General features: G+C 62.1%; 12 protein-coding genes. 6 read left to right on the top strand and 6 right to left on the bottom strand.

All coding sequences use genetic code 11. The features are described 5' to 3' along the window. Positions 1–86: 86 nt before the first annotated feature. Complete coding sequence (locus QMK32_RS22280) at positions 87–983, bottom strand: helix-turn-helix domain-containing protein (RefSeq protein WP_283477559.1); 897 nt, start codon at positions 981–983, stop codon at positions 87–89. A gap of 91 nt (positions 984–1,074) precedes the next feature. Here QMK32_RS22280 and QMK32_RS22275 point away from each other — a divergent pair, with 91 nt between their 5' ends. The 6 genes from QMK32_RS22275 (at position 1,075) to QMK32_RS22250 (ending at position 6,360) form a co-directional block, all read left to right on the top strand. Beyond that, positions 1,075–2,235, top strand: coding sequence for a hypothetical protein (locus QMK32_RS22275; RefSeq protein WP_283477558.1), 1,161 nt, complete (start codon positions 1,075–1,077; stop codon positions 2,233–2,235). Then, entirely contained in the window at positions 2,232–3,014 is a 783-nt protein-coding gene (locus tag QMK32_RS22270) for an SDR family oxidoreductase (protein ID WP_283477557.1), read from the top strand. The genes QMK32_RS22275 and QMK32_RS22270 overlap by 4 nt, the downstream gene beginning before the upstream one ends. An 8-nt stretch (positions 3,015–3,022) precedes the next feature. After that, positions 3,023–4,168 carry a sulfotransferase family protein gene (locus tag QMK32_RS22265; RefSeq protein ID WP_283477556.1) on the top strand — a complete coding sequence of 382 codons (1,146 nt, stop codon included), beginning with the start codon at positions 3,023–3,025 and terminating at the stop codon, positions 4,166–4,168. Between the two features lie 58 nt (positions 4,169–4,226). Continuing rightward, positions 4,227–4,817, top strand: coding sequence for a class I SAM-dependent methyltransferase (locus tag QMK32_RS22260; RefSeq protein WP_283477555.1), 591 nt, complete (start codon positions 4,227–4,229; stop codon positions 4,815–4,817). A gap of 101 nt (positions 4,818–4,918) precedes the next feature. Beyond that, positions 4,919–5,452, top strand: coding sequence for a MarR family winged helix-turn-helix transcriptional regulator (locus tag QMK32_RS22255; RefSeq protein WP_283477554.1), 534 nt, complete (start codon positions 4,919–4,921; stop codon positions 5,450–5,452). A gap of 77 nt (positions 5,453–5,529) precedes the next feature. Next, entirely contained in the window at positions 5,530–6,360 is an 831-nt protein-coding gene (locus tag QMK32_RS22250; protein WP_283477552.1) for a DUF7159 family protein, read from the top strand. A gap of 9 nt (positions 6,361–6,369) precedes the next feature. Here the strand turns inward: QMK32_RS22250 and QMK32_RS22245 are convergent, their stop codons facing one another. From QMK32_RS22245 to QMK32_RS22225, 5 genes are read right to left on the bottom strand one after another with little or no spacing between them, the layout of a single operon-like run. Further along, on the bottom strand, positions 6,370–7,146 hold the full coding sequence (locus QMK32_RS22245) for an enoyl-CoA hydratase (RefSeq protein WP_283477551.1): 777 nt from the start codon (positions 7,144–7,146) through the stop codon (positions 6,370–6,372). Continuing rightward, a complete protein-coding gene (gene mmsB / locus QMK32_RS22240) occupies positions 7,143–8,051 on the bottom strand; it encodes a 3-hydroxyisobutyrate dehydrogenase (RefSeq protein WP_283477550.1) in 909 nt (302 codons plus the stop codon). Before mmsB ends, QMK32_RS22245 begins: the two co-directional genes overlap by 4 nt. After that, complete coding sequence (locus QMK32_RS22235) at positions 8,048–9,106, bottom strand: enoyl-CoA hydratase/isomerase family protein (RefSeq protein WP_283477549.1); 1,059 nt, start codon at positions 9,104–9,106, stop codon at positions 8,048–8,050. Before QMK32_RS22235 ends, mmsB begins: the two co-directional genes overlap by 4 nt. Continuing rightward, on the bottom strand, positions 9,103–10,242 hold the full coding sequence (locus QMK32_RS22230; RefSeq protein ID WP_283477548.1) for an isobutyryl-CoA dehydrogenase: 1,140 nt from the start codon (positions 10,240–10,242) through the stop codon (positions 9,103–9,105). The genes QMK32_RS22235 and QMK32_RS22230 overlap by 4 nt, the downstream gene beginning before the upstream one ends. Before the next feature lie 6 nt (positions 10,243–10,248). After that, positions 10,249–11,754, bottom strand: a complete 1,506-nt coding sequence (locus QMK32_RS22225; RefSeq protein ID WP_283477547.1) for a CoA-acylating methylmalonate-semialdehyde dehydrogenase — start codon at positions 11,752–11,754, stop codon at positions 10,249–10,251. Between the last annotated feature and the right edge of the window lie 22 nt (positions 11,755–11,776).

The following is an 11,776-nucleotide window of genomic DNA, read 5'->3' as shown; positions in this document are numbered from 1 at the left end:
GTCCTCCGATCACAACGCATCGGTCCATATTTGGACCGGTGCGGTTCAAATCCGTGTTCGAAGAATAGAACGCGTTTCAGTATTGGTCAACGGGTCGGTGCACGACCGCCCACTTCTGCCGTGATCGCCCCGGCGGCAGCAGCGAGTGCTTGCCCACGCTCGGCAATGCCCTCGCCCGAGATCGACGCTCCGACATGCAGAGTCAGCACCAACGACTGATGTCCTCGAGCGTCGTACGTCGGAGCCGCGATGACACTGACCTCGTGCGTAGCGTCGGCACCAGCCTCCTCCGCGCCCAGGTACACCCGCTCACCCAGGCCGGACACCATCTCACCGAGGAGTTCGCGGACCTCCCCCGGAAGATCGTGTGCGGCAACACCCGCCATGACGGTATGCAACCTCTGCCCCACAGCTGTCAACGTCTCCACGAGATACCCGGTTCTGCGGCACTCGTCGACCACGTGCCGAAGGTGCGCGACGTCCATCCGGACCGGCAGGGTCGGTTCACGATCAAGCCACGAATCGAGCCGCTCATCGGTGTCCCACAGCACGTACATGAGGCCTACCGGCGGCGCGAATGGGTAGACCTGCCCCACCTTCGCGGCAGCCCGCCGCCCGTCGGGGCAGGTCAACTCGAGGATGGTGATGCGATCGCCGACCACACCCGAAGCCGTGCACGTCGTGTCGAATTGCGCGCTGAGCGCTTCGAGGTGCGTGCGCGCAAGCGGGCCTACGGCGAACCCCTGCTGCGCTGCACGTCCGGCGACTATCAGCGCGGGACCAAGACCGTAGGTGACCGAAACAGGGTCGCGAACCAGGTATCCCGCGCCGACCAGCGAGGTCAGGATGCCCAGGCAGGTGGGCTTGCTCAGGCCGAGTTCACGTGCCAGCGCCGAGAGTCCGAATCGTCGGTCACTCCTGGCAACCATGAAGTCAAGGACCGCGACGACGCGGTCCGTGGGGGGCGAGTTGCGACTGGTCATTGACCCTTCCTAGAACACGTTCTATTGTCGATACAGAACTCGTTCTACCACATCGGTACATATTTGTACCACTAAGCACGAGGAGATGGGTGTGCTCACCGATTCACTCGCAGAAGCAATCGCAGCGGCCGAGAAGATTATCGAAGACGCTCCGCACATACGAACAGAACAGGACCTGCTCGAAGGATACGACTACCTCGCCGGCAGCATCCGCGCATCCATCCAGATGGCCTGGGCGTACGACAAGGACTTTCCGTTCTTCGCGAGCTCGACAGGCCCGTACACGAAGATGGGCCTCGACAACCCCGACACGCTGTACTTTCACGCCAACATTCGTGACGATGCGGAATATATCGTACGCGGAACACGAGGCAACACAACCGATCTCAGCTTCCAGATACTCAAGGGCGACTACTCCCCCGTCGATGTCCCGGACAGCTTGACCGCCTTCGACGATCGCTCGATCGACATCGCCGACGACGGCTCATTCGAAGTACACTTCGGTCGTCCTTCCGACCTCCCCAACCACTTCACCCTCGGCGAGGGTTCCTCGATGCTGGTCGTCCGCGAGGTTTACAACGACTGGTCTGCGACCCGTGGCACGCTCACCATCCATCGAGCGGGCACCTCAGGGGAATCACCCGCATCACCCACGAAAGAATCTGTAGCGAAGCGCTATTCCATCGCAGGCAAGATGCTCCTCGGCCGCATCCACACATTTTTGCAGTTCCCGCAGTGGTTCTACCTCAATCTCGACGTCAACACCCTGACCGAACCGCGGCTCACGCCAGGAGGATTGAGCACCCAGTATTCTTCGGCCGGTCATTACGAGCTGCGCGAGGACCAGGCCATGATCATCACGGTGCCCGTGTCAGACGCACCGTATCAAGGGTTCCAGCTGGGCAGCATGTGGTACATCTCCCTCGACTACATCCACCACCAAACTTCGTTGACCGCAGAGCAGGCGCAGACCGATCCGGACGGTTACATCAGGCTTGTGGTCAGCGAGCGAAACCCGCAGGTGACCAACTGGATCGAAACGACAGGTCATGCCCGCGGTTACGCGCAGTTTCGATGGCAACGAGTCTCCCGCGAGATGACCCCGGCAGACGGACCTACCGTAGAAGTAGTCGACTTCGACGACATTTACTCGCATCTACCGCACTACGACGCGAACAAGATTTCACCGGCGGACTTCGCCCTGCGTATCGCAGCCCGTCGCGACGCTGTCGGACGAAGGATGCTCGGATGACGGGACATCTCGACGGCAAAGTTGTCGTCGTCTCCGGCGTCGGACCATCCCTCGGCCGATCCATCGCACTACGCAGCGCCGCCGCGGGCGCCGATCTGGTACTGGCCGCACGCACCGAAAGCTACCTTCTCGAAGTCGGCAAAGAAGTTGCCGAACTCGGCCGAACGGCGATCACCGTCCCGACAGATATCACCGACGAAGCTTCTTCCCAAGCGCTGGTCACCCGTGCAGTCGAGGAGTTCGGCCACGTCGACGTACTGGTCAACAATGCCTTCGCGACACCATCGATGAAAGACCTCGCCCACACCGACCCGGCCGTCATCCGGCAGGGTTTGGAACTGTCACTGTTCGGAACGCTGAGACTCTCGCAGTTGTTCACCCCGTCGTTGGCCGAGTCGACCGGTTCGATCGTCATGATCAACTCGGCCGTAATACGGCACTCCCAGCCCAAGTACGGCGGTTACAAGATCGCCAAAGCAGCATTGCTCGCCATGTCGCAAACCCTGGCCAGCGAGCTGGGTCCGCAAGGAATTCGGGTCAATACTGTTGCGCCCGGCTACATCTGGGGCGAGTCGCTAAAGGGCTACTTCGACCACATGGCGAAGAAGTACGGCATCACCAGCGAACAGATCTACGAGCAAACTGCCGCGACAATGGACCTACGACGGCTGCCCGAACCCGACGAGATCGCCGACGCCGTCGTATTCCTCGCTTCCCCGTCGGCTCGCGCGATCACCGGCCAATGCCTCGACGTCAACTGCGGCGAATACCACCACTAGGAGCGCACATGACCAGCACCGAACGCACCGACGTCGGTACCGTCGAAGATCTACACGCGTCTGCCACCAAGTTCACCGGCCTCGAAGATTTTGGTTCCGACGATTATGTCGAAGCCCTCGGCGTCCTGCTCGACTCGTACAACCGTGATGCACAACTGACCGCACTCGGATCGAAGATGAGCCGGTACTTCCTGCGCGGCGCGCTGGTCGCGCGTTCACTCAGCGAGCTCGCATGGAAGCAGAATCCGACGCACGCCGACGTCACGATCGAGCGGCCGATCTTCGTGACCGGTCTTCCTCGCACCGGCACGACTGCGCTGCATCGACTGCTCACCGCCGACCCGTCGCACCAGGGTTTGGAGATGTGGCTGACCGAGATGCCGCAACCTCGGCCGCCGCGTGAGACCTGGGAATCCAATCCGCTGTTCACGCAGATCCAAAAAGGGTTTGCGCAACACCATGTCGAACACCCCGAGTTCATGGGCGTGCACTACATGTCCGCAGCCGAAGTCGAGGAATGCTGGCAGCTACTGCGGCAATCGGTCCATTCCGTAGCCTACGAATGCCTCGCGTATCTCCCGACGTATTCGACATGGCTGGCCGAACAGAGCTGGCTCTCCACCTACCAGCGACACCGGAAGAATCTCCAGCTCATCGGTATGAACGACACCGATCGCCGTTGGGTTCTGAAGAATCCGAGCCACCTGTTCGCCCTCGAAGAGCTGCTACAGGTCTACCCGGATGCGCTGGTGATCCAATGCCACCGTGAACCCCGCACGATCATGCCGTCGATGTGCAGCCTCGCCGAGCACGCCACCGAAGGTTGGTCGGACCTGTTCCGCGGCAACGTCATCGGGCGCACCCAGGTCGATCTGTGGGAGCGTGGACTCAACAGTTTCTCCACCGCGAGATCCGATGCGAACTCAGCGCAGTTCTACGACGTCGACTATCACGACTTCGTCGCCGACCCCCTCCGCACAGTCGAGCAGGTGTACCAGAACTTCGGACTCGATCTCACCGAGAATGCGCGCTCAGCCATGGACGCCATGCACACCGAAAGTCGAAGTGGGCAAAGGCGGCCGGCACACAAGTACACGCTCGAGGACTTCGGCCTCGACGGCGAAGACATCGACCGCCGGTTCGGGACGAGGTAATCAGCGGTCCATCCGCAGGTCGTCGATGGCCTGTTCCAACGAACGCTAGGGTGGCGGGATGGCTCCGACACGCTGGCAGATCGACAACACCGAGGACCAGTCCAGGAAGTACATCGAACGCTTCGCGCGACTGCAAGCGCGAGGCGTCGACCTACACGGCGAGGCGCGGATGGTCGACGCACTTCTGGCGCCGGGGAGTTCGGTCCTCGACGCGGGTTGTGGCACAGCCCGTCTCGGCGCCGAACTCGCCCGGCGCGGACATCGAGTGACCGCGGTGGATCTCGATCCGGTCTTAGTCGAAGCCGCACGAGAGCACACCGACCTGACGGTTCATCAGGCCGATCTGACCGAACTCGACCTCGGTGAGACGTTCGATGCCGTCGTGGTCGCCGGCAACGTGATGGTCTTCATGACACCGGGCACCGAACGATCGGCTCTCGAGCGGATGACGGCGCACCTGAAGCCCGGAGGAGTCTTCGTCGCCGGATTCGCCACGGACAGGGAGTACACCGTGGAGAAGTTCGACGCCGACCTGAAGTCGGCCGGCTTACTTCACGAGCACCGGTTCTCGACGTGGGATCTGCGACCGTGGCACGAAAATGCGGACTGGGCAGTGACTGTAGCCAGGGCTCCTGCGCTGCTCGCCTGATTCTAACTCGAGATGCAGTCTGCGCCCTACGCGCAAGGACAGGTCCGCGACCGATGGGAAGAGCCGGGCATCGTCGAGGCGTCCCATGGGAGGATGGAGGAATGCCAGCACCATCGCCACTTCCCCTCGATCCCATTGCAGAGGCCCACCGTCAGTGGACCGCACATGGATGGGGTGACGTCGCCGACGGAATGGCCGCTGTCACTTCGTTGATGCGGGCTCAGCAGATCATGCTCGCGCGAGTCGAAGAGACCCTCAAGCCCACTGGATTGACGTTCTCCCGTTACGAACTTCTCACCCTGCTGACGTTCACCAAGAACGGTGCACTGCCGATGGCGAAGGCCAGTGCGCGACTCCAGGTGCACCCCACGAGCGTCACCAACGCCGTCGACCGCCTGGAGGCGGCGGGGTATGTGCGCCGAACGCCGCACCCGAGCGATCGTCGAACGACGTTGGTGGAGATCACCGACTCCGGTCGCACGCTGGCTGTCGACGCCACCGAAAAACTCAACGAACAAGTATTCAGTAAGCCTGGTCTGTCGAAGGACCGTCTGACGTCGCTGGTGCGCATTCTCGCCGAGCTGAGGCGCACAGCCGGTGACTTCGAGGACATCGGGTCCTCGTCGGCCTGGTGAATAGGGCCCGTAGGAGAAAATCGTGATGGAATGTCACGGGGAGCGGCGGGGGCCACTCCCAGTATTGGAGATCCACAGTGCTGGTATTGGGAATCGGCGCGGGTGCACATGGTGCGCGCGCGATCCTGACCTACCTCGGCAGTCCGCATCGAGCGCCACTAGCTACTCGCACCATTCGTAGGCGAGCGGGGCAATCCATTGCGTCGACGATTTCTGACGGTGTATCCGCGATCGAGGCCATTGCGTCGAAACTGTCTCTGCCAGTGCAGCACTCGGGGATCGCCTACCGGCTCACCGAAGATGCCGACGCGATTGCCGCGCAACGAGATCCACGCCCAGCTGCTCTGGTGCACGAGACGGCCGCTCAGCTTCGATACCTGCGATTCACGGGAACCGTTCCCGCACACGGATCTACGGTCCTCTGCGATCTCGGGAGCACGGGAATGACAGTGTCGGTGCTCGACCTGGCCGCCGCCAACACCGTCATCTCGCGGCGAACAGCTACGTTCTGCGGTGACGACCTCGATCACCTCGTTCGACGCCATCTTGCGGCGAACGGTGTCCGAACCGACATCGATTCCTCTCGGTCCATCAAAGAGCGATTGAGCGAGGGCGGCGTGGTCAATGCCGTCGATCGAAACGGAAACGGTCACCACGTCCTGACCCGAGGAGACTTCGACGGCATCATCGCCGGACCGGTCCGCTATGCCACCATGGTCGTCGAGCAGACGATCCAACTATCCGGCGTCAAGCCTGCCTCGCTCGTTCTACTCGGTGGCGGCGCGAACGTCACGTCCATCAAGGCTGCGTTCGAGCGACGGACGGGCCTCGAGACGATAGTCCCTTCCCGTCCGGAACTGGTGTCCGCGCGCGGCGCAGCCCTGCTGTCCGCCGGGCAGCAGGGCTGAACGCATCGGTCACCGATTGACGAATGTCGCCTTACGCTTGTCGATGAAGGCAGACATGCCTTCCTTCTGATCCTCGGTCGCGAAGGTCGAATGAAACAGTCGACGCTCGAACCGAACACCCTCGGCTAGCGAGGATTCGAACGAACGGTTGACCGCATCCTTGGCCATCATCGCAATCGGAAGCGACATCTCGGCGATGGTCGTCGCGGTAGCGATAGCGTCGTCGAGCAGGTCCGCGGCGGGCACGATTCGCGAGACGAGCCCGGCTCGCTCGGCCTCGTCGACCTTCATGTTTCGCCCGGTCAGGACCATCTCCATTGCCTTGGCCTTACCGACAGCGCGAGTGAGACGCTGCGACCCACCGATTCCGGGGATGACCCCCAGCTTGATCTCCGGCTGACCGAATACCGCGGTGTCGGAAGCGATCAGGACATCGCACAGCATCGCCAGCTCGCAGCCTCCACCGAGCGCGTATCCCGATACGGCCGCGACGATCGGTGTGCGCGCTGCCGACAGTCGATCCCAGGCACTGAACAGATCCTCGATATAAACGTCCATGTACGACTTCGGCTGCATTTCCTTGATATCCGCACCCGCAGCGAACGCCTTCTCCGAGCCTGTGATCAGGATGGCTCCGATACCCTGGTCTCCGTCGAGGTCCTCGACGGCGGACACCACCTCGTGCATCAGCTGAGAGTTCAACGCGTTGAGCGCCTTCGGCCGATTCAGCGTAATGATTCCGACTCGACCTCGTCGCTCCAGCAGGATGGTTTCGTAGTCGCTCACTTGCTCTCCTCTGTCGAACGCTGGCGAATGTCGTTGATGATGCCGGAGAAGTCGACGTCCGCTCCGCCGCCGGACGTTTCTTTGAACTCCGAATAGAGCTCCGCGGCCTTGAGTCCGAGAACGCCGTGGACACCATTGTCGCGCAGCGCCTTCGCAGCAAGACCGAGATCTTTGTCCATCAATGCTGCCGCGAAACCCGGCGTGTAGTCGTTGTTGGCCGGACTGGTCGGAACCGGTCCTGGCACAGGACAATTGGTAGTCAGCGCCCAGCATTGCCCGGACGCGGTGGATGCGACGTCGAACAATGCTTGATTACTGAGACCCAGCTTCTCGCCGAGCACGAATGCCTCGCTGATCGCAATCATCGACACCCCGAGGATCATGTTGTTGCAGATCTTGGCGGCTTGGCCATTGCCCGCGGCGCCACAGTGGACAACTTTGCGACCCATGACGTCGAGAACAGCGGCAGCCGAAGCGAAGTCCTCTTCGGACCCGCCGACCATGAACGTCAGCGTGCCCGCAGCCGCACCGCCGACACCACCCGATACCGGAGCGTCGAGACCGCGGTGGCCCGCGTCTTCGACAAGCTTGTGCGCCGCATGCGCGTCGGCGACATCGATGGTCGAGGAATCGATGAACAGGGTTCCGGGCGCGGCAGCGGGAAGTAGATCCTTGTACAGATCGAGTACGAGTCTGCCGTTGGGCAGCATCGTGATCACGACATCGGCATTCGACACCGCAGCCACGGCGGATTCGACGACGGTCACGCCGTCCTCCGTTGCCTGCGCCAGGGCTGCAGGTACGAGATCGAAGCCCTGAACCGTGTATCCGGCTTTCACCAGGTTCGCTGCCATCGGTCCGCCCATGTGGCCGAGACCGACGAAACCGATCGTGTTCTCACTCATCGCTGCCCTCCAAGTTCGTTGCTCAATCCCAGTTCAGCGGCACCCAACGGGGCGAAATAGCGATCGACGTCCTCGCTGGTGACATCGGCTAGCGTCGACGCAGACCACTTCGGGTTTCTGTCCTTCTCCACCACCTGTGCTCGGATTCCCTCGACGAGGTCATGTGAATCCAGACTTGCCGAGGACACCCGATATTCGTCGTCGAGCACCTCTTCGAGCGAGGCGGCTTCGGCGGCCCGCCGCAGCGACTTCAGCGTGACCTTCAGGGCGACCGGTGACTTCGATTCGATATCATCGGCAGCCTTGTGTGCGTCGGGTACCTCACTGCGCCGCAAGCGGTCCACGATCTCTTCGACGGTATCGGCGCTGTACGCGGCGTCGATCCAGCTGCGTGCCGCGTCGAGACTCGATGTGGGTGCCGGTTCGGTGAACGAAGCCAACGCATCGGCGAGGGTTCCGGTTTCGAGTGCAGCGTAGAAGTCCGGCAACTTGTCGGAGGGGATGTAGTGATCGGCGAACCCTGCCGCGATGGCGTCACCGGCGTCCATGGGTGCGGTGGTGAGGCCGAGGTGTGTTCCCAACTCTCCGGGGGCACGGGACAGCAGAAACGTCCCGCCGACGTCGGGGATGAAACCGATACCGACCTCGGGCATCGCGATCTTCGAGCGGTCGGTCACGATGCGGGTGCTGGCGTGGGCGGACAGGCCGACACCGCCGCCCATCACCACCCCGTCCATGATTGCCACGTACGGCTTGGGGAATCGAGCGATAGCCGCATTGAGGATGTACTCGTCGCGCCAGAAGACCTTCGACCCGCTACCGCCCTCTTTGGCGTCGTGGTAGATCGAGACGATGTCACCACCGGCACACAAGCCACGTTCGCCTGCGCCGGTGAGGAGCACCAGTTCGACCTCGTCCTCGACGGCCCACTTCTCGAGCTGCGGCGCGATGTCGAGCACCATCGCGTGATTCAACGCGTTGATGGCTTTCGGACGGTTGAGCGTGATTCGGCCGACGCCACTGCGCAGGTCGAACAACACCTCTGGTTCGCTCATGCTGCTCCCACAATCGAGCGAGCCACAACGACTCGCATAATCTCGTTGGTGCCTTCGAGGATCTGATGGACACGAAGGTCTCGGACGATCTTCTCCACACCGTACTCCGCGAGATAGCCGTAGCCACCGAGCAACTGCAACGCTGCGTTGGCGACGTCGAATCCGGTGTCGGTTCCGAATCTCTTTGCCATGGCGCAGAGTTCGACCTTGTCCTCGGCACCGGTCTGCAACGCCTCCGCTGCGCGCCACAGCAGAGTTCGGGCGGCTTCGAGCTCGGTCTTCATATCAGCCAGTCGAAACTGCAGGGCCTGCGCGTCGAGCAATCGACTGCCGAAGGCCTTGCGCTCGGCGAGGTAGGACACCGCTTTGTCCAGAGCGCTCTGTGCGCCACCGATCGAGCAGGCGGCGATGTTGAGGCGTCCGCCGTTGAGCCCGTTCATCGCGATGCGGAAGCCTTCGCCCTCGTTTCCGAGCACGTTCGCGGCCGGAACACGGACATCCTCGAAAACGACCTGCCTGGTCGGCTGGGCATTCCAACCCATCTTCTTCTCGTTCGCCCCGAACGAGAGGCCTGCGGAGTCCTTCGGTACGACGATTGCCGAAATGCCCTTGGGCCCAGCGTTACCCGTTCGCGCCATCACGACGTAGATCTCGGATACCCCGGCCCCGGAGATGAATTGCTTCACTCCGTTGAGGATGTAATCGTCGCCGTCGCGCACAGCCTTGGTCGTCAGTGCTGCGGCATCGGATCCGGCACCTGGTTCGGTGAGGCAGTAGCTTCCGAGCTGGTCCATCGAGCACAGCCCCGGCACCCACTGACGACGTTGCTCGTCGTTGCCATAGGTGTCGATCATCCACGTCACCATGTTGTGGATGGAGATGTACGCCGCGATCGACGGATCACCGGTGGCGAGTTGTTCGAAGATCCGCACGGCGTCGACGCGCGTCAGATCCGACCCGCCGACGTCCTCACCGATATAGATTCCGCCCATACCCAGGCCGGCAGCTTTGCGCAGTACGTCGACGGGAAAATGCTTGTTCTGATCCCATTCGACGGCCTTCGGTGCCAGGAACTCGTCGGCGAAATCGCGCGCTGTTTCGTTGATCGCCCGCTCGTCCTCGGTCAATGTGAACATCGGCGGTCAGTCCATGTTCGGGATGACGAAGTGGTTCGCAGTCTCTTCTTTTTTGCCCGAAGGCCAACGCTGCGTGACCGTCTTGGTCTTGGTGTAGAAGCGAATCGAATCGGGGCCGTGCTGATTCAGATCGCCGAATCCCGAGCGCTTCCAACCACCGAAGGTGTGGTACGCGATCGGCACCGGAATCGGGACGTTGACGCCGACCATGCCGACCTGAACGCGTGAGCAGAAGTCACGCGCGGTGTCACCGTCCCGAGTGAAGATCGAGACACCGTTGCCGTACTCGTGCTCGGACGGCAGACGCAGTGCATCCTCGTAATCCTTGGCGCGGACGACGATCAGGACGGGTCCGAAGATCTCTTCCTTGTAGATGCGCATGTCCGTCGTCACCTTGTCGAACAATGTTGCGCCGGCGAAGAATCCGTTTTCGTGAGCCTCGAGCTTGAAACCACGCCCATCGACGACGAGTTCGGCACCCTCGTCGACGCCGATCTGGGTGTAGTCATTGACTCGCTTCAGTGCATCGCTACCGACGAGTGGACCGAAGTCCGCGTTCTCGTCGTCGCTGCGGCCGATCTTCAGGTTCTTGACCCGCTCGGTCAGCTTGGCCACCAGTGCATCGGCCGTCTCTTCACCGACCGGAACAGCAACCGATATCGCCATGCAGCGCTCACCCGCCGAGCCGTACGCGGCACCGAGAAGTGCGTCGGCGACCTGGTCGAGATCGGCGTCGGGCATGATCAGGGCGTGGTTCTTGGCGCCGCCGAAGCACTGCGCACGCTTGCCGTTCTTGGCGGCGGTCTCGTAGATGTACTGCGCGATCGGCGTCGAGCCGACGAAGCCGATGGCCTTGACGCGATCGTCGTTGAGTAGAACGTCGACGGCGTTTTTGCCACCGTTGACGACGTTGAAGACGCCCGGCGGCAGACCCGCTTCGAGGAACAGTTCGGCCAGCTTGAGCGGCACCGAGGGGTCTCGCTCGGAAGGCTTGAGAATGAATGCGTTGCCGGTAGCGATGGCTGGGCCGGCCTTCCACAGCGGGATCATGGCGGGGAAGTTGAACGGGGTGATACCTGCAACGACGCCGAGCGGCTGACGCATGGAGTAGACGTCGATGCCCCCACCGGCACCCTCGGTGTATTCGCCCTTGAGCAGGTGCGGAACACCGATCGCGAACTCGATGACCTCGAGCCCACGCTGGACGTCGCCCTTGGCGTCTGCGACGGTTTTGCCGTGCTCGCTCGAGAGCAACCGTGCCAGCTCGTCCATGTCCCGATTGATGAGCTCGACGAACTTCATCAGGATGCGGGCGCGACGCTGCGGATTCCACTTGGCCCATTCGACCTGGGCTTTCTCTGCATCCGCGATCACGGCCTCGACCTCGGCATCACTGGCCAGCGGCACAAGTGCCTGCACCTCGCCGGTGTTCGGATCGAAAACGTCACCGAAGTTGCCCGAGGTGCCGGAGACGTGCTTGCCGCCGATGAAGTGCGAGAGCTCGCGAGTCATGAGATCCGTCCTAACCGATACG

Origin of the sequence: Rhodococcus sp. H29-C3 (assembly GCF_030063405.1) — a bacterium.
Taxonomy (GTDB): domain Bacteria; phylum Actinomycetota; class Actinomycetes; order Mycobacteriales; family Mycobacteriaceae; genus Rhodococcoides.
The sequence above is the reverse complement of the archived record's forward strand: the minus strand, read 5'-3'. Positions and strand labels throughout refer to the sequence as shown.

Excerpts from the sequence above, each read along its gene's own strand:
- QMK32_RS22280 (WP_283477559.1), bottom strand. The coding sequence starts at position 983 with ATGACCAGTCGCAACTCGCCCCCCACGGACCGCGTCGTCGCGGTCCTT.
- QMK32_RS22270 (WP_283477557.1), top strand. The coding sequence starts at position 2,232 with ATGACGGGACATCTCGACGGCAAAGTTGTCGTCGTCTCCGGCGTCGGA.
- QMK32_RS22265 (WP_283477556.1), top strand. The coding sequence starts at position 3,023 with ATGACCAGCACCGAACGCACCGACGTCGGTACCGTCGAAGATCTACAC.
- QMK32_RS22260 (WP_283477555.1), top strand. The coding sequence starts at position 4,227 with ATGGCTCCGACACGCTGGCAGATCGACAACACCGAGGACCAGTCCAGG.
- QMK32_RS22255 (WP_283477554.1), top strand. The coding sequence starts at position 4,919 with ATGCCAGCACCATCGCCACTTCCCCTCGATCCCATTGCAGAGGCCCAC.
- mmsB (WP_283477550.1), bottom strand. The coding sequence starts at position 8,051 with ATGAGTGAGAACACGATCGGTTTCGTCGGTCTCGGCCACATGGGCGGA.
- QMK32_RS22235 (WP_283477549.1), bottom strand. The coding sequence starts at position 9,106 with ATGAGCGAACCAGAGGTGTTGTTCGACCTGCGCAGTGGCGTCGGCCGA.
- QMK32_RS22230 (WP_283477548.1), bottom strand. The coding sequence starts at position 10,242 with ATGTTCACATTGACCGAGGACGAGCGGGCGATCAACGAAACAGCGCGC.
- QMK32_RS22225 (WP_283477547.1), bottom strand. The coding sequence starts at position 11,754 with ATGACTCGCGAGCTCTCGCACTTCATCGGCGGCAAGCACGTCTCCGGC.